The organism is Streptomyces sp. NRRL S-920 (assembly GCF_000717945.1).
Taxonomy (GTDB): domain Bacteria; phylum Actinomycetota; class Actinomycetes; order Streptomycetales; family Streptomycetaceae; genus Streptomyces; species Streptomyces alboniger.
In genome coordinates this window covers 1-20,182 of the sequence record NZ_JODF01000015.1, presented here as the reverse complement: position 1 = coordinate 20,182, position 20,182 = coordinate 1, and the positions used below count along the sequence as shown (strand labels likewise).

Genomic DNA, 20,182 nt, shown 5'->3' with positions numbered 1-20,182 from the left:
GCCGCTAGCTGCCCCCGTGCATACCCCGGTCGCCGCCGCCTTCGTACAGGTCCCATACCCACACGCCGTCGACCCACCGCGCCCGGCGTCCGACGAGCGCGTCCACGGTGTTCCGCAGTGCCGCCTCGTGCGGGTGCGGGGGCAGGACGAGGACGCCCGCCTTCCAGAACTCCAGGTCCACGCGGGCCGCCTCGCGCCAGGCGGGGGTGATCTCCGGGACGCGGCCCGATTCGCTGACGCGGCGCAGGAGGGTCGAGGTGTTGCGGGGCGAGGGGCCGTAGATGCCGACGCGGTCCGGGCCCCAGGGGCCGTTGAAGTAGCCGCCGGGGAAGCGGAAGCCGAGGCCGGCGACGGTCTGCCAGTGCAGGGCCTCCGCGTGGGCGGCGTCGGGCACCGGGATCGGCACGAGGGTCTCGTCCGGGCCCAGGTACGTACGCCAGGTGCCCCGTGCGATGAACGGCGGCACCTCGGCCCGGTCCACGGCGTCGAGCGGCACGGGCACGATCGGCAGCAGGGCGAGCGCGACGGCCGCGAGGCCCGCGTACCGGCCGGCCCCGCGACGGCCGTTCTCCCGGCGGGTGAGCAGGCGGGCGAGGGCCAGGGCCAGGAGCATGCCGAGCGCGGGGGCGCACACCATCGCCACGCGTCCCTCGATGACCGACTCGAAGAGCGGCCGGTGGCGGATCAGGGCCCACGGTCCGGGCAGGACGAGGTCCGTGAGCGGGATGCGGAACTTCGGACCGAGCGAGAGCAGCGCCGCCCCGAGCACCGTGAGGGCGAGCGCCTTGACCACCGCGCGCTCCCACAGTCGTACGACGATCGCGAAGGCCAGGGCGGTGAGCGGCCAGCCGTAGAAGGCGTTCTGCTCGGTGCGGTTCAGGGCGAGGGCGTCGGAGGCGTCCGCGGAGCCCGCGAGCGAGCGCTCGGCGAAGGAGATGAAGGCGAGCGGACTGTTGCCCGCCTGGTCGCCGTGGAGCACGCTCTTGTAGCTCTGCGGGCCGAAGAACTGCCAGTACAGAGGGTAGGCGACGAGGGGGAGCGCGACCGCGAGGGCGATGCCGATGCCACGGGCGAGGGGGCGCCAGGACGCCCTGGCCACGTCCCTGCGCGCGAGCGCGTAGGCGAGGGCGAAGAGCAGCATGCCGAGGGCCGCGAGCAGCAGCGGTTCCTCGCCGAGGAAGATCTGGTACGTCGTGAGGAGGCCGAGGACGACTCCGTCGCGTACGACGCGGGTGCCCTCGCCGAGCCGCAGCGCCCTGTCGATGATCAGCGGGATCATGAACAGGACGATGAAGTTCGGGTGGGCGGTGGCGTGGCTGATCATCGGCGGCGCGAAGGCGGCGAGGGCCGCGCCGACGGCGGCGGCGCCCCGGTGCGCGGTCAGGCGTCGGACGATCAGCCAGTACCAGGCGACGGCGGTGGCGGCCAGGCCGCCGGTCATCGCCACGTTCAGGGCGACCGCGGGGCCGAGGAGCCAGGTCACGGGGGCGAGGGGGACGGAGAGGCCGAGCATGACCGTGTTGGCCATGAGGTTCACGCCGTCGGGGAAGTTCTGGAGGGTGGTGAACAGGGGGTTGTCGAAGTGGCGGACGTTGTCGGCCGTCACCGCGAAGAACCACTCCCACTGGTTCTGGTCCTGCATGGAGTCGGGGATGTAGCGGGAGGCGGGGGATATCCAGCGCTGGGCGTAGAGGGTGACCGACAGGACCAGGAAGAGGAGCGCGACGAGGACGTCGGCGCGGCGGATCGCGCGGGCCTTGAGCGCGGTCAGTTCGGCGAGGACCCTGACGTAGTCCAGCGGCCTGACCTTCGAGCCCTCCTGGTGCGACCAGCGCACGGGGACCTCGGCCACCGGCCAGCCCGCCCGGCGGAAGTACTGGAGTATCTCGACGTCTATCCCCCAGCCGCGCAGCCGGGACGCGGCGAAGGCCTCGCGTGCACGGTCGCCGTCGAAGAGCTTGAAGCCGCACTGGGTGTCGCGGATTCCGGGGACGGCGACCGAGCGTATGAGGAAGTTGCCGGTACGGCCGAGCAGCTCGCGCAGGCGGTGCTGGTGGGCGCCGATGGTGGCGCCGGGGCGGGCGCGGGAGCCGATCGCGGCCGTGTGGCCGTCGGCGAGCGCCTTGTCGAGGTGGTCCAGCTCCGCTATGGGCGCGGCGAGGTCGGCGTCGGTGATCAGGACGCGGCGGCCACAGGAGGCGAGGACGCCCTGGCGCAGGGCGTGGCCCTTGCCCCGGTTGCGTTCGCTTCGGACGAGGTGGATGCGGGGGTCCGCGTCGGAGGCCGCCGCGGCGATCTCCGCGGTGCGGTCGGTGGAGCCGTCGTCCACCACGATCAGCTCCCACTCGCCGCGGGCTGCGGAGTCCGCGGGGCCGTCCGCCGAGTCCAGGTGCTCCTGGATCGCCTTCAGGGTGGGGGCCAGGCGGCGTTCCTCGTTGTAGGCGGGGATGACGACGGTGAGTTCGGGGGTGTTGTTCCGGTCCGTGCTCATGCGGTGGCCAGCCGCTCTATGAGGGACAGGGAGTGCGCGTTGTACTCCTCGACGATCGCGTGGGCGGCGGCCGGGTCGCGGCGGACGAGGGCGTCCACCAGTTCGGTGTGCCGTGACCAGAGGGCGCCGCGCAGGTCGCCGCCGCCCTGCTCGCTCCAGCGGCGCAGGTGCGTGACCGCGCAGACCCAGGACTTCACGCGCAGGCGGTGCAGGAAGTCGGAGAGGTAGGGGTTGCCGAAGAGGGCGCTCAGCTCGCGCCAGAAGCGGAGGTCGTAGCCGATCAGGACGTTCAGGTCGCCCGCGCAGGCCGCGCGGGCCGCCTCCTCGCCCCTGCGGCGTACGGAGAGCAGGGCGTCGGACATGTCGGCGCGGGTCTGCGCGGTGCGGGCGAGGTCGCGGAAGATGCCGTCCGCGATCAGGCCGCGGGCCTCCAGCATGCCGCGGTAGTCGGCCAGCGTGTGCTCGTGGACGCGGAAGCCCCGGTGCTGGTCGGCGTCCAGCAGGCCCTGGGCGGTGAGGTTCACCAGGGCCTCGCGGACGGGGGTCGCGGAGACGCCGTACTGGTCGGCGATCTCCTTCACGGTGAACTCCTGGCCCGGCCCCAGCCGGCCCGCGAGGACCTCGTCGCGGAGGGCGTCGGCGATCTGCTGGCGCAGAGTGCTGCGGATGACGGCGGGGCCGTCGGTGCCGGGCATCTGGGTTCTCCCACGGAGTCTGGCGTGGTCGCCTTGGGCGGTCGTCTTGCGGGGCCCTGTGGAGGGGCGCGGGCACGTCAGACTACGCGGTGGGGGGTTCGGGGGGCCGGGGCGGTGTTTCCCCGCGGGGGCTGCGGCGGGGGCTGCGGCGGGGGCTGCGCGCCGCGGTGAGTTCCGGCCGGCGCGCGTGGAGCCCCGGCCCCCGAGGGGGAGCCGGGGCCTTGGGCCTCCTGGCAGGTGCGGGGTCAGGCGACGTGGGCGTCGGCCTCGGTGAGGGCCGCGTCCAGTGCCGCGAGGCCCTCCTTCGCCTCCGCCTCCGTGATGGTGCACGGCGGCACCACGTGCGTGCGGTTCATGTTGATGAACGGCCACAGGCCGTGCTTCTTCGCCGCGGCGCCGAACGCCGCCATCGGGGCGTTCGCCTCGCCCGAGGCGTTGTACGGCACCAGCGGCTCCCGCGTCTCCCTGCTCCTCACCAGCTCCAGCGCCCAGAACATGCCGAGGCCCCGCACCTCGCCCACGCTCGGGTGCCGCTCGGCGAGGTCGGCCAGACCGGGGCCGATCACGTCCGCGCCCAGGCGGGCCGCGTTCTCGACGACGCCCTCCTCCTCCATGACGTTGATCGTCGCGACGGCGGCGGCGCAGGCCAGCGGGTGGCCGGAGTACGTGAGTCCGCCCGGGTAGGGGCGCCGGGCGAAGGTCTCGGCGACGGCGCCGGAGATCGCTACGCCGCCCAGGGGGACGTAACCGGAGTTCACGCCCTTGGCGAAGGTCATCAGGTCCGGTACGACGCCCTCGAAGTGGTCCACGGCGAACCACTTGCCGGTACGTCCGAAGCCCGCCATGACCTCGTCGAGGATGAAGACGATGCCGTACCGGTCGCAGAGTGCGCGGACGCCCGCGAGGTAGCCGGGCGGCGGCGTCATGATGCCCGCGGTGCCGGGGATCGTCTCCAGGATGATCGCGGCGACGGTCTGCGGCCCCTCGAAGACGATGGTGTCCTCCAGGTGCTGGAGGGCCCGTTCGCACTCCTGCCGCTCGTTCTGCGCGTAGAAGCGCGAGCGGTACAGGAACGGCGCCCAGAAGCGGACGACGCCCGCCGAGCCGCTGTCGGAGGCCCAGCGGCGCGGGTCGCCGGTGAGGTTGATCGCCTGCTGGGTGCCGCCGTGGTACGAGCGGTACGCGGAGAGGACCTTCGTACGGCCCGTGTGCAGACGGGCCATGCGGACGGCGTGCTCGACGGCGTCGGCGCCCGCGTTGGTGAAGAAGATCTTGTCCAGGTCGCCGGGGGTCCGCTCGGCGATGAGGCGTGCGGCCTCCGAGCGGGCCTCCACGGCGAAGGCGGGCGCGAACGTGGTCATCGTCGCCGCCTGCTCCTGTATCGCGGCGACGACCTTGGGGTGCTGGTATCCGATGTTGGTGAAGACGAGGCCGCTGGTGAAGTCGAGGTAGCGGTTGCCGTCGTAGTCCCAGAAATACGAGCCTTCGGCGCCGGCGACGGCCGGCGGATCGATCAGCTCCTGTGCGGACCAGGAGTGGAAGACATGTGCGCGGTCCGCGGCCTTCACGGCGGCGCCGAGCTGCGGGTTCGGCTGAGGGGTCATGCGGCCGAGGGTAAGTGTCCGCGGAGTGGACAGGGTATGGGCGTCTTGTCGGGCGTGGGGGGCGGAACCCGACACTCTGTCTGGCCGGGGGGCCTCAGCTGGAGATCTGCCGGCCCGTCGTGGTTGCTCGCGCCGTTCCCCGCGCCCCTGACGGGGCGCTCGTACGTGCCCCGCGCGCGCAATGGGGGGCGGGCCGCAGGTGAGGAACTGGCGGGGTCAGTCCTCGTCGCTGTCCGGGGCCACCCTCGCCCGAGGGCCCTGCGCCGTGCAGCGGATCTCGTAGGCGAGGTCTTCCCGCTCGTCGTCGTCGCCCGGCTCCGCCTCCAGGCGGGCGACCGCCGCCGGGCCCCGCTCCACGTCGTCGTCGATGTGGAAGCCGTCCGCGGGGCTCCAGGAGACGAGCCTGACCGTGCCGTCGGAGCGGCACTCCGCCGTCGCCGCGCCGCCGGTGAAGCGGACCGTAGAGCGTTCAGGAGAGGCGTCGGGGGAGCGTTCGGGCGAGGGCGCCGCACTCGGGGGCCGTGAGGGGCTCGCCCTGGCCAGCGCCTCACGCACCGCCGCCTCGTCCAGCGGACGGCTGTGCGCCGCACCGCCCCCGCTGTCCGCACCGGCCAACTGCCAGGCACCCAGCGCCCCCGCCGCCGTACCGACGGCCACCCACGCCGCCGTCACCGCGGCGCTCCGCCACTTCCTCATCCCGCCGCTTCCCTCATTCCGCCACTGTGCCGCATCGTTGCCTAACGCCCGGTTAAACCCCGGCCAATGCCCCTGACTACGGTGGTTGTATGGCGCACCTTCTCGTCGTCGAGGACGACCCCCAGCTCCGCGGCGCCCTGGTGCGGGCGCTGCGCGACAAGGGGCACGCGGTGGCGACCGCGCCCAGCGGCATGGCGGGGCTTGACGCGGTCGTCACCAGCCGTCCCGACCTGGTCGTCCTCGACCTGGGGCTGCCGGACGTCGACGGGGCGCAGGTGCTGCGGATGCTGCGCGCGGTCAGCGACGTCCCCGTCATCGTGGCCACCGCCCGCGACGACGAACCGGAGATGGTCACGGTCCTGGAGGCCGGGGCGGACGACTACATCGTCAAGCCTTTCGGAGCGGCCCAGCTGGACGCCCGCGTCAAGGCGGTCCTACGCCGCCTCGGCGTGACGGAGACGGAGGAACCACTGCGCGTCGGCGGGCTCCGCGTCGACCCTGGCTCCCGCGAGGTCACCCTGGACGGCACGCCCATCGACCTGACGCCCCGCGAGTTCGACCTCCTCGCCCATCTCGCCCGCCGCCCCGGACAGGTCGTATCCCGCCGCGAACTCCTCGCCGAGGTCTGGCAGCAGCCCCTGGGCGGGGCCGACAAGACCGTGGACGTCCACCTCTCCTGGCTGCGTCGCAAGCTCGGCGAGACGGCCCAGCACCCGCGCTACCTCCACACGGTCCGCACGGTGGGCGTCAAGCTCACAGCACCGGAGCAGCCCGAAGGCACGGGCTGATGCGCCGCAGCCTGCTCCTGCTGACCGCGGCCACCACCGCCCTGGTCCTCACCGCCCTCCTCGTCCCCCTCACCCTCCTCACCCGCACCCACGCGGCCGACCGCGCCACGGCCGAGGCGACCGCGCGGGCCCAGTGGGTGGCCCACGCCCTGGGCCCCGCCCTGGCCACGGCGGGCGAGCGGGAGACCGCCGAGCAGACGGTGGAGAGCGTCAACGGCAAGGATCTGCCCGCCACTTCGCTGATCCTCGCGGACGGCACGGTCATCGGGCCGCGCGCGCACCAGGAGACCGCCCCGGTCCGCCTCGCCCGCACCGGCCGCGCCTTCACCTACGAGCCCGAGTCCGGCGGACGCCTGGTCCTGGTGCCGGTGCAGGGCGCGAAGAACGGCACGGCCGTCGTCCAAGTGACGCTCACCGAGCGCCAGTTGTACGCGGGCACGCTCGCTTCCTGGCTCGTCCTGGCCGGCATCGGCGTGGGTCTCGTACTCCTCGGTCTGCTCCTGGCCGACCGCCTGGGGGCACGGCTCGTCGGGGCGACCCGGCGCCTCGCCCGCACCGCGGACCGCCTGGCCGCCGGTGACCTGACGGCTCGGGCGACCCCGGAGGGCCCACCCGAACTGCGCCTGGTCGCGGGCGAGCTGAACCGTCTCGCGGCCCGCATCGACACGCTGCTCGCGGCCGAGCGGGAGAACGCCGCCGACCTCGCCCACCGGCTGCGCACCCCGCTGGCCGCCCTGCGCCTGGACGCGGAGACCCTGCGGGACCCGGACGAGGCCCACCGCATCGCGGCGGACGTCACCGCGCTGGAGCACAGCGTCGACGACGTGATCCGCAAGGCGAGGCGGCCGCTGCGCGAGGCGCCGCGCGCGGATCTGGCGGCGGTGGCGCGCGAACGCGCGGCGTTCTGGCAGCCGTTGGCGGAGGACCAGAACCGCGCCACCCGCACCACGACGCCCGACCGTCAGGTCCTGGTCCCCGTACCCGAGGACGAACTCGTCGCGGCGCTCGACGCGTTGATAGGGAACGTCCTGGACCACACGCCTCAGGGCACGGCGTTCTCCATCGAGGTCGGCACGGCCCCGGCCCCGGGCCGTGGGGCAAAGCTGACCGTCGCGGACGAGGGCCCCGGATTTCCCGGCGCGACGGCGTCCGGGCGCGGCACGAGCGGCGCCGGTTCCACGGGGCTCGGCCTGGACATCGCCCGGCGCACCGCCGATGAGGCCGGCGGCCGCTTCGAGACGGCGAGCACACCCGAGGGCGCGCGCGTCACGCTCACGTTCCCGCCCGTACCTGCCGGGGGAACGCCGTCCGCACCGAGCGCGCCCAGCGGTTGATCCCCAGCTCGGGCCGGACCGCCGCGTACCCCCCGCAGTACTTGGTGAACTCCGCGGCGCGCACCCCGAACCGGTGCAGCACCCGGTCGGCCTCGGTCAGATGCCCCTTGGTCTTGGTCTCGACGAGGACGAGCCCGCTGTCGGCGGCGGCCGTCCGGCCGGTCGCGGTGTCCCGTACGACCAGACCCGCGTCGCACGTGACGCGCTGTCCGTCGGCCACGAAGGTCGCCCGCTGGTAGTCGGTCACGAGCGAGGCGGTGAGGCCCTCCGGGGCCTCGATGCCGTACGAGCCCCGCAGCACACCGGCGAGGAAGCCCCGCCGCGCCTCGTCCAGGGCGTGGTCGTCGCCTTCGAGCCGCTGCCGGTGCTTGACGGTCTCGCCGCGCCCGCTCTTCAGCTTGATCTCGAACTGGCGCTCGCCACTGTCCTGGTAGACGCGCTCACGGATGCGGTAGCGCAGCCGCCGGCCCTGCCGGTGATCGTGGAAGGTGCCCAGCTCAGGGGTGTCGTAGTACGTCGAGTGGTACCGGAACCAGCGCTTCCCGCCGATGCTCAGCGCCCGGAAGGGTCCGTGGGCCCTGCGCGGGTCGGTCAGCAGCGCGGCGAGGTCCTCGAAGATCTCCACGGGTACGAGGTAGCTGTTGTCGTAGCGGGCGAGCAGCTCCGCGCGCGCGTTCACCTCGTCCAGGGCGATGGGATGGGCGGCGAGCGCGGCGCGGCCGATGGCGCGTATGGCGGGGTTCACACGGTCTCCTTCGGGTGGCTGGGGGCGATCGTGCGGGACCGGGTCGTGCGTCGTCGTATCGACAACTCCCCGCGCCGCACCGAAGGTTCCGGCTGGCGGAAGCGGACTTCCAGGACCATGAGGTCGCGTACGTAATCCACCTCCTGGACGGTCCATCCCAGCGGCTCCCCGAGGCGCCGCGCCAGCTCGGCCCGGAGCGTGCCCTCCTCGCGGTACACGGCGTCGAGCGTGACGACCGCGCGCCGGTCGCGCGCGAAGAGCCGCGGGTGGTCGGCGCCGTACATCACCACGAGCAGCACACCGGAGAGCAGCGCCGCCACCGGCAGGCCGAGCGCGGGAAGTCCGCAGAGGAGGCCGAGTACGAGGGTGATGAAGTAGTACGCGACTTCCTGGTGCTGGAGCGCGTCGGAGCGCAGCCGCACGATCGAGAGCACCCCGAAGAGCCCGAAGCCGAGGGCGAGACCGCCGTCACCACCGACGGTCCCGAGCCCGGCGACCACGGCGAACAGGGCGACGTTCAGGGCGAGGTACGCCGGGACCAGCTCGCGCCTGCGGTGCCGCGGATAGAAGACGCCGAAGGTCAGGACCGAGACGGCGGCCAGGTCGAGCCCCAGGTGGGCGCCGAGGGCGCTGAGGTTCAGTGTGCTGTCCATGGCCGGGACGCTAGGGAGCGGCGGGTTAAGGGCGCCTCTGCCGGGCGTTAAGCCTGCTCGGGTGAGGGCCGGGCGTGACGATGGCCCCGCCGGGGCGGGGCCGTCGCGGGGGACGGCTTGGTCCTACGGATGGGCTTAGTCGTCGAGATTGTTGGGCAGGGCGACTAGGCCGTCAGAGTCGGGCAGGTCGGGGAGGGCCGCGGCGGCGGACAGGTCGCTGGGGGGCGGGGACACTCCGTTGGTGGCCCCGCTGGGGTCGACTGCGTTGGACAGGCCATTGGCGAGCGGATCACCGAGCGTCGTGCCGAGGGGCGCATCCGCGAGGCTCGCGGCGCCGTTTTCAGTAACCGGGGGAAGGGGATCCTGGATCGAGGCGCCCGCCGTGCCCGCCGCACCGAGAGCGGTGACGGCCAGGACGCCGGCGATGAAGGCGGCTTTGAGTGTGGTGTTCATGCGCCCAACCTCCGCCCACCCCCGCCTCCGCGACAGCGGGGAGCACCCAGTGGGGTGAAGGCCAGCACATTGCGCTCACCCAAACCCTCTTGACAGCATGCTGTCCTTTTGACAGCATGCTTACGTACACAGAGCACGGCACGCACGTCGCACGCAACTCGCACGCGGAACGGCACGACACACAGCCAACGGAGGCCCTGATGTCCCGCAAGCCCGTACACCTCGCCGTCTACGACACCTTCGCCGACTGGGAGACCGGCCACACCACGGCGTGGCTCGCCCGCGTCGGCTACGAGATCCGCACGGTCGGCCCCTCGGCCGCCCCGGTCACCTCCATCGGCGGCCTGCGCGTCCAGCCCGAGCTGTCGCTCGCCGAACTGCGCCCCGAGGACAGCTCGTTGCTGATCCTGCCGGGCGCCGACCTGTGGGACACCAGCGACGACCTCGCGCCGTTCGCCCGCACGGCCCGCGCGTTCCTCGACGCGGGGGTGCCGGTCGCCGCGATCTGCGGGGCCACGGCGGGTATCGCCCGCGAGGGGCTGCTCGACGACCGGACGCACACCAGCGGCGCGGCGATGTATCTGGCGGCCTCGGGCTACAAGGGCGGCGAGCGGTACGTCGAGGCGGACGCGGTCACCGACGGCGACCTGATCACGGCGGGCCCGACCGAACCGGTCGCGTTCGCGCGGGAGGTCTTCGGGCGGCTCGGCGACGTCTTCGAGGGCGAGAAGCTCGACGCGTGGTACCGCCTCTTCCACGACTCGGACCCGGCGGCGTACGAGACGCTGAACTCGTGAGCGGGGCGGAACGATGACCGACTCCGCACGCCGCGCCCCGCAGGAGCTGCTCAGCCGGGCGGCGCTGACCGTCTTCCGGCTGAACGGGCAGTTCCTCGCACGCTCCGAGGAGCTGGCAAGGCCCGCGGGCCTGACCGCCGCCTGGTGGCAGGTGCTCGGCGCCGTGCTGCGCGAGCCGCTGCCGGTGGCGGGGGTGGCCCGCGCGATGGGCATCACACGGCAGAGCGTGCAGCGCGTGGCGGACATCCTCGTACGCGAGGGCCTCGCCGAGTACGTACCGAACCCCGCGCACCGCCGCGCCAAGCTGCTGCGCCCCACGGGCCGGGGCAGGGCGGCCGTGGCGAAGATCGATCCGGGCCACGCGGAACTCGCCGGATGGCTCGCGGCGGCGCTCGGCGAGGACGAATTCGCCCATACCGTAAGGGCTTTGGAACGCCTGTCCGAGGCGCTGGACGCGGTGGCCGGCCCGGATGCGGAACCCGTTACGGAACCGTAGAGGGTGGGGTGGGCGCCGCTGTCCTGGCTCCGCACTATCCTCACCCTGTTGCACACCACATGGGGGAGGTCGGTGCGGCGATGGAAAAGCTCGGGCCCGGGGATCCGCAGCGGATCGGCGCGTATCGGCTGCTGGCGCGGCTCGGCGCGGGCGGCATGGGAGAGGTGTACCTCGCTCGGTCGGGCAGGGGGCGCACGGTCGCGGTCAAGCTGGTCCGCCAGGAGCTGGCGGAACAGGACGAGTTCAGGAACCGCTTCCGGCAGGAGGTGCGGGCCGCGCGGCGGGTCGGCGGCGCGTGGACGGCGCCCGTCCTGGACGCGGACACCGAGGCGGTGATTCCGTGGGTCGCGACGGGGTACGTGGCGGGGCCCTCGCTCCAGACCGTCGTCTCGCGCGACCACGGGCCGCTGCCCGAGCGGTCCGTGAACATCCTCGCGGCCGGGCTCGCCAACGCCCTCAAGGACATCCACGCGGCGGGCATCGTCCACCGCGACCTCAAGCCGTCGAACGTGCTCGTCACCATCGACGGACCCCGCGTCATCGACTTCGGCATCGCCCGCGCGCTGGAGACGGTCACCGACGGCGGCCTCACCCGCACCGGCGCGCTCGTCGGCTCGCCCGGTTTCATGGCGCCCGAGCAGGTGCGCGGGGACCGCATCACCCCGGCGTGCGACGTGTTCTGCCTCGGCTCCGTCCTGGCGTACGCGGCGTCCGGCGCGCTGCCCTTCGGTACGGCCAACAGCGGGGTGCACGCCCTGATGTTCCGCATCGCGCAGGAGGAGCCCGACCTGGAGGGCCTCCCGGAGAACCTGGCCGAGCTGATCGCGCTCTGCCTGCGCAAGGACCCGGCGTCGCGGCCCACCCTGGACGACGTCCTGGAGCGGACCGGGGCGCAGGACACCCTCAGCGCGGGCGGCACCACGGTCGACCCCTGGCTGCCGGGCGCGCTGGTCGCCCAGCTGGGGCGGCACGCGGTGCAGTTGCTGGACGCGGAGGATCCCGATGAGCCGGGCGCGGCGGCGGGTGGGAGCGCGGACGCGGCTGGAGCCGCCGGGGCCGCCGCCGAGGGCGGGGCGGCAGTCAATGGTTCCTCGGGCTCGGGTTCCTCGGACGCGGGCGCGGCCGCTCCCGACGCCGCTGCTCCCGACGCCGCCGCTTCCGGCTCGGCCGCTCCCGACGGCAGCCCCACCCCGCCTCCCCCCGGCGCTCCCGGTGCCGCCCCCCTGAACCACCTCCCCACGATGGTCTCCGCTCAGGCCCCGCCGCCCGCACCGCCGCCCGGCGCCCCCTCGTACGGCTATCCCCAGCACCCGCAACAGCACCCCCAGCCCGCCGCCTACGGCTACCCCCACCAGGCGCCGCCCGGCTACGGCCCCACTCCCCCGTACGGGCCCGGCATGTACACCCCTCTGCCCACGCCGCCGCCCGAACCGTCGCGCCGCAGCGGGCGTTCGACCGCCGCGCTCGTCGCCGTCGCGTTGATAGTGGCCATCGGGGCGGGCGGCACGGTCTACGCCGTCATGAACGGCGAGGGCAGCGAGAAGAAGGGCGACGACGCCAAGAACTCCGCGAGCAGCGCCCCGCGCACTCCCGGCAGCAGCTCGCCGTCCACGGGCCCGACGAGTCCGGACCCGAGCCCCTCCACCGACGAGGAGGGCACCGTGCCGGACAAGTACCTGGGCACATGGAGCGGCGGCCTCGACAACAAGTTCGGCCACCACACGCGCCGGCTCACTCTCCAGCAGGGCGAGACCGGCGAGACCGCGCTGTCCCTGGTGGCCGAGGGCCCGAGCGAGGACGGCGGCACCTACCGCTGCGTCTTCGAGGGCAAGCTGGAGTCCGCCTCCGAGGAACGGCTGCACATCGGTCCGACCGAGATCACGGTCGGCGAGCCCATGTCGGCCTGCACGCCGGGCAAGGCGAGCGTCGTGACGATCCTCGGCAACGGCAAGCTGCGCCGCGCGAACACGGACGGTACGGGTGAGTTGACGTACGACAGGTCGGGATGAGCGCGGCGGTACGGGGCCCTGGTCAGCGCCGGGTGGCCCCGCACCGCCGTCCCTCAGCCCTCGATCCGCAGCGTCCTGATGCCCGTACCCCGGTAGCGGTGCGGCGCCCTGGTCAGCACCGGGCGGCCGCGCGGCCACTCGGCCGACGGCAGCGCGAGGTGCAGGGCATGTGCCCCGCCCCAGTCCGCCGCGCCGTCGATCCGCAGCTGCTTGCCGACCGCCGCGGCGCCCGCGAAGTCCAGCTCCGTGATGTCGACGGACGGCAGTGATCCGACGTGCTCGGCGACCCCGGCGCGGTCACGCTCGGCGGCCGCGAGCGCCAGGGCGGGTACGCAGACCCTGAGGGCGGGGTCCTTCTCGGCCTCGACCACGAGCCGGGACGCCATCCTGTTGCCCGCTCCGAGCGCCAGCGCGGCGGTGTCGTCGAAGATGACGGCGCGCGGCAGCGGGTACTTGTCCTTCTTCACTGGACCTCCCCGATGCGCCCGGCCTCAAGGTCGGCCCAGAGCTGCTCGCCCGCCTTCTCGTCCTCTTCGGTGTAGGGCCCGCCGAGGAAGTGCTCCTCGACGTACGCCTTCGTCTCCTCGTACCGCCGCCGCTGCTCCTCCTTGGTGGGCGTGGCCCCGGCCAGCTGCGCGACCAGATCGCGCATGGTCATCCCGCGCTCGCGCGCCAGCTCCATGAGGCGGTCGCGGACGGCGGGGTCGACCTTGATCGTGGTGTCAGCCATGACGACAGTATACCGGCGGTATACCGTTTCTGGGCGTTCGAGTGCGATGGTCTCGGCACTCCGTTTCTTTCGAAGGACCCGGCCTCGCGGGTGCGGGCCGGGAGTCTGAGGCCTGCCGTCAGGCGGGCGAGGGCAGAGCGGATCCCCGCAACGCGGCCCTCGCCGCCGCCCCGCCCCGCAGCGCCGCCGCGACGAACCCCTGCTGGCCCGGCGCCCGCCTCTCCTCGCCCTCGCGAGGCGGCCGGGGCGGGGGCGGTGGAGCCGGCAGCTTCCGGCGCAGCCGGTCCTTGAGCAGGGCGGCGGCCGAGTACACGCGCGGCGGCAGCCCCTGCGTCAGCGCGGCCCGCACCGCCGCGTCACTCGCGCCGACCGCCCACCACTCCTCGACGAGCGGCGCGAGGCGCGCGGCCTCGGCGGCGCCGATCGCGAGCCGCGGTTCGCGCCTCCCGAGGGAGGCCAGCAACTGCGCCGCCGCACCCGGCGGTTCGGGGGAGGGAGGTTTTTCTTCCCTGGTCTTTTCTCCCGAAGGGAGAGCGCCCGCCGCCCCGGAGGCCGACTCGCCGGGAGCCAGGTTTTGAACTTTTTCCCCGTCACCCTCCGGGGGCGTCTCGTCGTACGGGGTATCGAAGACCTCGTAGACGGTGAAGAGCCGGCCGGACTCGGGGTCCTTGTGGACCGCGCGCCGCAAGTAGCGGGATTCCTCCAGCTCACGCAGGGCGGCGGCGACCCGCATACGCCCTTCCTTGCGCTGCTCCGCGAGCGAACGGACCGTGGCACGGGCGTCGTTCGGGAGGCTGAGGAGGTACATCAGTACGCCTGCCGCGCACCAGGAGATGGACCTGTCGCGGAGAAGAGAGTTGGCGAAGCTGGAGAACGCGCGCGTGGGCGTCGTACGATGGATACGCATCTGGAGGTCTTGCTCCGGGTGTCGAGCCCCCAGGTGTTCCCGCACCGTGGGGGCAACTTCTTTGCGCCGCCGACCGGCCGCGCTGTTGGCGGCGACTCTATGCCCCTGCAAAGCGACGCGCGCAAGTCTTAACTCCCGTTTCAGCAGCTCGCGTTCATCATCTTCACTCGTGCGAGTTAAGCGCGGCGCGCAGCAGCAGGGTGTCCACGCGGCGGTCCACGCCGCTGGGCCGAGCAGCGCTCCCCCGCGCGGGGGAGAAGGACCGGCCCCGGAGGTGATCCACCGCGCCGGGATCGCGGCGAGGCTGGAGGCATGAACACAGCAGCCGCGCACGCCGCCCCCGCCCCCACCCGCACCCTCACCCGCACCGCCCACCTGGCCCCCGCCTGGACCGTCCGGGTCGCCCACGCCATACCCCTGGTCGCGCTCCCGGTCTGCGTGTGGCGGCTGCCCATCGCCTTCGGTTACGGGATGGGCGGGGAGACCCTGGACCCGGCGTGGTTCAACATCCCGTACGTCTTCGGGCTCAGCGTGCTCTCGGAGATCGCCGCGCTGCTGAGCTTCGGGCTCGTACGCGGCTGGGGCGAGGTCGTCCCCTCCTGGGTGCCCCGCATCGGCGGCCGCCGCATCCCGCCCGCCGCCGTGATCGTCCCGGCGACCCTCGGCGGGCTGCTCTTCACCGCGCTCGCCATCGCCTGGCTGGTAACCGCCCTCACCCAGGGCCCGAGCGGCTGGCCCTACGCCGAGGGCTGGGACGTCCTCGCGATGACCGTGAGCGGGCTGATGAATCTGTGGGGGCCGCTGCTCCTGGTACTCACGTTCGCCTACTACCGGCGTCGGCGGCAGGACGCGTAGTAATACCCGGCCGCACTACTGGTCCTTGGGGCAGGAGAGGTCGTTCGGCCCCCACGTCTCGACGCTGGGTTTGTTCAGGCTGAAGGTGCCGCAGTGCAGCACCAGGCTCGGGCCGTCCCTGGTGTACCTCTCGATGACGAAGCCCTTGTCGACCGGGGGCCTGGAGCCCACATTGCCCTCCCGGTAGTGGATCGCGCCGCTGGCCCCTTCGAGGCGCAGTTCGTTGTCCAGTTTCGACTTGACGGCCGATGCCGTCACCTCGTTCCTGACGCTGGCGTTCGCGTCATCGGCGGCCCTGCCCAGGACCCGCAGGGCGTCGAAGCCCAGCGGGCCGTGCCCGTCGCTGCGCCAGGGGTCGTTCTCCCCGGCGTAGTACGAGTAGTTGGCGGCGAACCGCCGCGCCTCCCCGTTCATCTCCTCGTGCCCCACGGGCAGGATGTGGGCCGTGTGGTAGAGCCGCAGCCAGTCGTGGGCGAAGTTGTACTCGCCCGCCATCGCCGCGTTGGTGAGTTCGTTGCCGCCGATGACCGTCAGGGTCTGGTACGCGCAGCCGGTGTTGGTGTAGTTGTCCAGGAACGTGTTGAAGCTCTCCACACGTGAGGCCCAGTACACGACCGTGCGCCGCTCCTCCTTTCGGAACGCGCAGATCCGCTTGGCGGTGTCCATGCCGTTGGCGGCGCCACCCGGGTACTCGATCGTGTGGGTCGCCCCGGTGAAGTGCTTGACGAACTTCGACCCGATCTCGTCGCTGTAGAGGTCGCGGGGGTCCTTCACCACGACCGCCTGCTTCGCGGTGTCGCAGTAATCGGTCGTCTTCCGGGCGTCGTCCGTCTCCTCGACGACGCTGCCGCTGCGCGCGAACTGCGCCGCGATCCGGCTCTCCCGCTCGTTGCTGGGCGCCAGCGGACGGTAGTACGGGCCCGCCTTCTGCATCGCGTCGGCGGTGGCCGTCGTACTCAGCACCGGCACCCTGCCCTCGTTGAGGATCCGGGCCGCGCTCTGGGTGCGGTCGCGGCTCTCGGCGAACCCGACCACGCCGATGATGGTCCGGTGGTCGTGGTGCTTGGCGTTCCTGCGGGCCTCGGCGACGACCTCGGCCGCCTCCTTCGCCGCGTTCTCGAAGTCCTTGCCGGTGTCCCGCACATCGACGACCAGCTGCACCTTCTCCTTCTGGGGGTCCTGCGCGGCCTCGCCGTTCAGCCGCGTCTGGGCCAGCCATACCCCGCGGAGTTCGGCGACGGCGCCGTTGAACTCACCCCGCCCGGGGTCGGCACTCACCGAGGAACCCAGGTAGACGACCTTGCGCACGGTGAAGCCGTCCTTCTCGGCGGCCCGTGCCCGCTGGTTGTTCGACTGCTTGTTCTTCAGGCCCTCGATCTGCCGGACCACGGCGTCGTACGCGGCCTTGTCGTTCTCCTTGCGCAGTCCGCCCCGCTCCAGCGCGACGTTGCGCAGCGGCTCCGGCTCGACGGTGTCGTCCGCGACGCTTCCGTCCAGGCAGTGCGTGTCCGGAGAGGAATCCCGCGGGGACAGCGGCAGGAACGGGATGGGCACCGCGGCGAGCAGCACCGCGAGAGCGACCGCCAGCGCGCTCTCCGCGCGGGGGCCGATGGGCGGCACCGCCGGATGCAGCGGGGCGACGGCCAGGCCGACCCCCCTGAAGGCGTCGTCGTCCAGAGCGGGTTGCAGGAGTCTCGGATCGCCCTCCCGCTCGTCCCCCGGCGCCGACGCGCGCAAGTACTGCGCCACGGCCGCGAGCCCCTCGGTCTGCTCCAGGTGCCAGCGCTGCCCGGCGACCTCCGGATAGCCGTCGGGCAGCCCCGCGCCGATCAGACACAGCGACGAGGCGCCGGGCGCCCGGCACACGCTGCGGTACGCCTGGAGGAACCGCACGGCGTCCTGGCCGCCGGGCGCCGAGGCCGCCGGCAGATCGAGCAGGATGACCCGGCGGGTCCTGCGGCGCCGCTTCCACGGCCCCCACCGGCCGGAACGCGCCCGGTGGAGGTCCGCCATCAGGGCGCGCAGCAGCAGCTTCTCCATTTCCAGCAGCGCGTTCTGCCGGTCCTGTTCATTGCCCCGCAACGCCGTCGACTGGGCCGTCAGGACTTCGGAGACCCGGTCGAAGAACGACCCGTGGGTGTGCGCGAGGTTCAGCCACCTGCGGTACCAGCCGTACCGGCGTGACGTGAGGAGCCGCCGCTTCCACCGCCACGCCCACAGGCGCCGGGGCAGCCGGTAGAAGAGGGGCCGCGCCAGCACCCGCAGGATCAGGGCGAGGACGACGTTCATGCCCTCGGGCGGCGGCTGCGCGAGGGTGTGCGGCACGCCGTCGGGATCCTGGGCCCGCCGCGCGTACAGGTCGTCCCGCAGCGCCCGGCCCACCAGCCGGTCCTGTAACTCCTGGTCCGACAGCTCCGCGCGGTCCTGCTCGGCGAGCCTCCTGGCCCCCTCGACCAGCTCCGCGACGAGCTGGAAGTCGCGCAGTTTCAGCCTGCCCGTGCGCTTGAGCGGGTCCCGGGGCAGTTCGGCGCCGATCCGGAGCGTCAGCAGCGCCGAGCCAGGGGTCGCCGCCGGTGGGCGCTGCGGCCTGGCGTAGGGGACCGCACGGCAGTCCGGCAGCCTCAGCGAGTTCTCCAGCGCGTCCAGGACCCGGGCCGACCGCTGCGCCGCCCCCTCTCCCGCACCGCCCGTGCGCAGCAGGACCGGCGGAAACGCCTTCTCGTTCAGTGACCTCCAGTCGCTCGGGTAAACCACCGCGCGAAATGCCCGCAGGAAGTCCGTCGCCCCCGCGGCGTTCGGGAAACCCATGTCACCCCTCCCCCCGAAAAGTGGCAGTAAGTATCCACTCCTGAAGGGGAGTTGGGAACGGAGAACGACAAGCGCCCTCGACCGGAGGAAACCGGTCGAAGGCGCTTGCTCTTTGAACGTGAACTGATGAACTGCCTAGACGAAGGAGTTGATCTCGATCGTCTCCGTGCGGCCGGGGCCCACGCCGATCGCGGAGATCGGGGCGCCGGACATCTCCTCCAGGGCCTTCACGTAACCCTGCGCGTTCTTCGGCAGGTCGGAGAAGGTCTGGGCCTTGGTGATGTCCTCGGACCAGCCCGGCAGCATTTCGTAGATCGGCTTCGCGTGGTGGAAGTCGGTCTGGCTGTACGGGAGTTCCTCGACGCGCTTGCCGTCGATCTCGTACGCGACGCAGACGGGGATCTGCTCCCAGCCGGTGAGGACGTCGAGCTTGGTGAGGAAGAAGTCCGTCAGGCCGTTCACGCGGGTGGCGTAACGGGCGATCGGGGCGTCGAACCAGCCGCAGCGGCGGTCACGGCCGGTGGTGACACCGCGCTCGCCGCCGATGCGGCGCAGGTCCTCGCCGTCCTGGTCGAACAGCTCCGTCGGGAACGGGCCCGCGCCGACGCGGGTCGTGTACGCCTTGAGGATGCCGATGACCCGGCTGATCTTCGTCGGGCCCACGCCCGTACCCGTGCAGGCGCCGCCCGCGGTCGGGTTCGAGGAGGTGACGAAGGGGTACGTGCCGTGGTCCACGTCCAGGAGCGTGCCCTGGCCGCCCTCGAAGAGGACGACCTTGTCGTCGTCGAGCGCGTTGTTGAGGATCAGGGTGGTGTCGGCGACGTACTGCTTGATGTTCTCGCCGTGCTCCAGGAGCTGCTCCACGATCTGCTCCGCCTCGATCGCGCGGCGGTTGTAGAGCTTGGTGAGCAGCTGGTTCTTGATCTCCAGCGCCGCTTCGACCTTCTGCTGGAGGATCGACTCGTCGTAGAGGTCCTGCACGCGGATGCCGGTGCGGTTGATCTTGTCGGCGTACGTCGGGCCGATACCGCGCCCGGTCGTGCCGATCTTCCTCTTGCCGAGGAAGCGTTCCGTCACCTTGTCGACGGTCACGTTGTACGGCGTGATGATGTGCGCGTTACCGCTGATCAGCAGCTTCGACGTGTCGACGCCGCGCTCGTTCAGACCGCTCAGCTCGGAGAGCAGGACCGACGGGTCGACGACGACTCCGTTGCCGATGACCGGGACACAGTCCGGGGAGAGAATCCCGGAAGGGAGGAGGTGCAGCGCGTACTTCTGGTCGCCTACGACAACCGTGTGGCCGGCGTTGTTGCCGCCCTGGTAGCGCACTACATAGTCCACCGAGCCACCGAGCAGGTCGGTGGCCTTTCCCTTGCCTTCGTCACCCCACTGAGCACCGAGCAGCACAAGTGCGGGCACAGGCGTACACCCCTTCCGGGCGGGGCATGTCCAAGGTCAGGGGCCGTCGCCCCCGCGTGGGAGTGGCGTGTACGGCCTGGGTGTGCCTTGGATGCTGCCCCGGAATAGACGAAGCCCCTGGCGCAATAGCGCAAGGGGCTCTTGCACAAAGATGCTACCCGAGGTCTCAAAGAACGGCTAAAAGAAAGGGCGCATGGTGTCGGCTCGCGACCAGCTCCTTGTCGTCATCGACCCGGTGGCCCGGCTCACGGACGGCGAGTCGGTACGGATCGCGAGGGATGTGCTCGGCGCGGGGGCGGCGGTGCGGGTGTGCCTGCCGGACAGCCCCGAGGACTTCACGAAAGCCCTGGCCAGGAGGGGTGCGCGGCGGCTCGTGGTGATCGGCGACGACCGGGCGCTGCTGCGGGCGGTGGCCGCGCTGCACCGGGAGCGGGTCCTCGGCGGGACCGCGCTCTCCCTCGTCCCGGTAGGGGCCGCGCAGTCGCTGGCGCGGTCGCTCGGGGTGCCCGCGGGGGCGGTCGCGGCGTCGCGGGCGGTGCTTGAGGGGGTCGAGCGGCGGATGGATCTGCTGGTCGATGACAGTGACGGGGTGGTGTTGAGGGACCTCCGGATCCCTTCGGGGGGAGTGGGGGCGGGAGCTTCCGGGGCCTCTGGGGCTGCCGGGGGGCTCGGCGGATTCGGGGGATTCGGGGGGTCCTGGGC

General features: G+C 72.5%; 19 protein-coding genes. 7 read left to right on the top strand and 12 right to left on the bottom strand.

Translation table 11 applies throughout. The features are described from left to right. Window positions 1–4 precede the first annotated feature (4 nt). The 4 genes from IG54_RS0113125 to IG54_RS0113110 form a co-directional block, all read right to left on the bottom strand. On the bottom strand, window positions 5–2,491 hold the full coding sequence (locus IG54_RS0113125; RefSeq protein ID WP_037897027.1) for a dolichyl-phosphate beta-glucosyltransferase: 2,487 nt from the start codon (window positions 2,489–2,491) through the stop codon (window positions 5–7). After that, window positions 2,488–3,186, bottom strand: a complete 699-nt coding sequence (locus tag IG54_RS0113120) for a GntR family transcriptional regulator (protein ID WP_030782281.1) — start codon at window positions 3,184–3,186, stop codon at window positions 2,488–2,490. The genes IG54_RS0113125 and IG54_RS0113120 overlap by 4 nt, the downstream gene beginning before the upstream one ends. Before the next feature lie 245 nt (window positions 3,187–3,431). After that, window positions 3,432–4,790, bottom strand: a complete 1,359-nt coding sequence (locus tag IG54_RS0113115; protein WP_030781896.1) for an aspartate aminotransferase family protein — start codon at window positions 4,788–4,790, stop codon at window positions 3,432–3,434. A gap of 216 nt (window positions 4,791–5,006) precedes the next feature. Continuing rightward, on the bottom strand, window positions 5,007–5,486 hold the full coding sequence (locus IG54_RS0113110) for a hypothetical protein (protein ID WP_030781893.1): 480 nt from the start codon (window positions 5,484–5,486) through the stop codon (window positions 5,007–5,009). 89 nt (window positions 5,487–5,575) lie between these two features. Here IG54_RS0113110 and IG54_RS0113105 point away from each other — a divergent pair, with 89 nt between their 5' ends. After that, window positions 5,576–6,274 carry a response regulator transcription factor gene (locus IG54_RS0113105; protein WP_030781890.1) on the top strand — a complete coding sequence of 233 codons (699 nt, stop codon included), beginning with the start codon at window positions 5,576–5,578 and terminating at the stop codon, window positions 6,272–6,274. Next, window positions 6,274–7,608 carry a sensor histidine kinase gene (locus IG54_RS0113100; protein WP_051819485.1) on the top strand — a complete coding sequence of 445 codons (1,335 nt, stop codon included), beginning with the start codon at window positions 6,274–6,276 and terminating at the stop codon, window positions 7,606–7,608. Before IG54_RS0113105 ends, IG54_RS0113100 begins: the two co-directional genes overlap by 1 nt. On the opposite strand, the gene IG54_RS0113095 is transcribed toward IG54_RS0113100, so the two are convergent. The 3 genes from IG54_RS0113095 to IG54_RS0113085 form a co-directional block, all read right to left on the bottom strand. After that, window positions 7,547–8,353 carry a VTC domain-containing protein gene (locus tag IG54_RS0113095; RefSeq protein WP_030781885.1) on the bottom strand — a complete coding sequence of 269 codons (807 nt, stop codon included), beginning with the start codon at window positions 8,351–8,353 and terminating at the stop codon, window positions 7,547–7,549. The two genes, IG54_RS0113100 and IG54_RS0113095, sit on opposite strands and share 62 nt — an antisense overlap. Then, the gene (locus IG54_RS0113090; protein WP_030781883.1) at window positions 8,350–9,006 is read right to left on the bottom strand and encodes a DUF4956 domain-containing protein; all 657 of its coding nucleotides are present in this window, start codon (window positions 9,004–9,006) and stop codon (window positions 8,350–8,352) included. Before IG54_RS0113090 ends, IG54_RS0113095 begins: the two co-directional genes overlap by 4 nt. A 135-nt stretch (window positions 9,007–9,141) precedes the next feature. Continuing rightward, window positions 9,142–9,459 carry a hypothetical protein gene (locus tag IG54_RS0113085; protein ID WP_030781880.1) on the bottom strand — a complete coding sequence of 106 codons (318 nt, stop codon included), beginning with the start codon at window positions 9,457–9,459 and terminating at the stop codon, window positions 9,142–9,144. 200 nt (window positions 9,460–9,659) lie between these two features. Between IG54_RS0113085 and IG54_RS0113080 the strand changes: the two genes are divergently transcribed. From IG54_RS0113080 to IG54_RS0113070, 3 genes are all read left to right on the top strand, one after another. Next, the gene (locus IG54_RS0113080) at window positions 9,660–10,256 is read left to right on the top strand and encodes a DJ-1/PfpI family protein (RefSeq protein WP_030781877.1); all 597 of its coding nucleotides are present in this window, start codon (window positions 9,660–9,662) and stop codon (window positions 10,254–10,256) included. A 13-nt stretch (window positions 10,257–10,269) separates the two neighbouring features. Further along, window positions 10,270–10,752: a MarR family winged helix-turn-helix transcriptional regulator gene (locus IG54_RS0113075; RefSeq protein ID WP_030781875.1), complete on the top strand. Its 483-nt coding sequence runs from the start codon at window positions 10,270–10,272 to the stop codon at window positions 10,750–10,752. 80 nt (window positions 10,753–10,832) lie between these two features. Then, entirely contained in the window at window positions 10,833–12,761 is a 1,929-nt protein-coding gene (locus IG54_RS0113070; protein WP_030781873.1) for a serine/threonine-protein kinase, read from the top strand. 53 nt (window positions 12,762–12,814) lie between these two features. Here IG54_RS0113070 and IG54_RS0113065 read toward each other — a convergent pair whose 3' ends face one another. The 3 genes from IG54_RS0113065 to IG54_RS0113055 all read right to left on the bottom strand — a co-directional run bounded on the left by IG54_RS0113065 (window position 12,815) and on the right by IG54_RS0113055 (window position 14,398). Further along, window positions 12,815–13,228, bottom strand: a complete 414-nt coding sequence (locus IG54_RS0113065; RefSeq protein ID WP_030781869.1) for a hypothetical protein — start codon at window positions 13,226–13,228, stop codon at window positions 12,815–12,817. Next, window positions 13,225–13,491 carry a hypothetical protein gene (locus IG54_RS0113060; RefSeq protein WP_051819484.1) on the bottom strand — a complete coding sequence of 89 codons (267 nt, stop codon included), beginning with the start codon at window positions 13,489–13,491 and terminating at the stop codon, window positions 13,225–13,227. The genes IG54_RS0113065 and IG54_RS0113060 overlap by 4 nt, the downstream gene beginning before the upstream one ends. Window positions 13,492–13,609: 118 nt before the next feature. After that, entirely contained in the window at window positions 13,610–14,398 is a 789-nt protein-coding gene (locus IG54_RS0113055) for a hypothetical protein (RefSeq protein WP_051819483.1), read from the bottom strand. 312 nt (window positions 14,399–14,710) lie between these two features. Here IG54_RS0113055 and IG54_RS0113050 point away from each other — a divergent pair, with 312 nt between their 5' ends. Beyond that, window positions 14,711–15,253, top strand: a complete 543-nt coding sequence (locus tag IG54_RS0113050) for a hypothetical protein (protein WP_234336145.1) — start codon at window positions 14,711–14,713, stop codon at window positions 15,251–15,253. A gap of 15 nt (window positions 15,254–15,268) precedes the next feature. Here the strand turns inward: IG54_RS0113050 and IG54_RS0113045 are convergent, their stop codons facing one another. Further along, entirely contained in the window at window positions 15,269–18,061 is a 2,793-nt protein-coding gene (locus tag IG54_RS0113045; RefSeq protein ID WP_030781858.1) for a hypothetical protein, read from the bottom strand. Between the two features lie 135 nt (window positions 18,062–18,196). Next, window positions 18,197–19,480: an adenylosuccinate synthase gene (locus IG54_RS0113040; protein WP_030781854.1), complete on the bottom strand. Its 1,284-nt coding sequence runs from the start codon at window positions 19,478–19,480 to the stop codon at window positions 18,197–18,199. A 193-nt stretch (window positions 19,481–19,673) separates the two neighbouring features. On the opposite strand from IG54_RS0113040, the gene IG54_RS0113035 reads away from it, so the two are divergent. Next, window positions 19,674–20,182, top strand: a 509-nt coding sequence (locus IG54_RS0113035) for a diacylglycerol kinase family protein (protein ID WP_030781852.1), incomplete at its 3' end; no start/stop codon positions are given.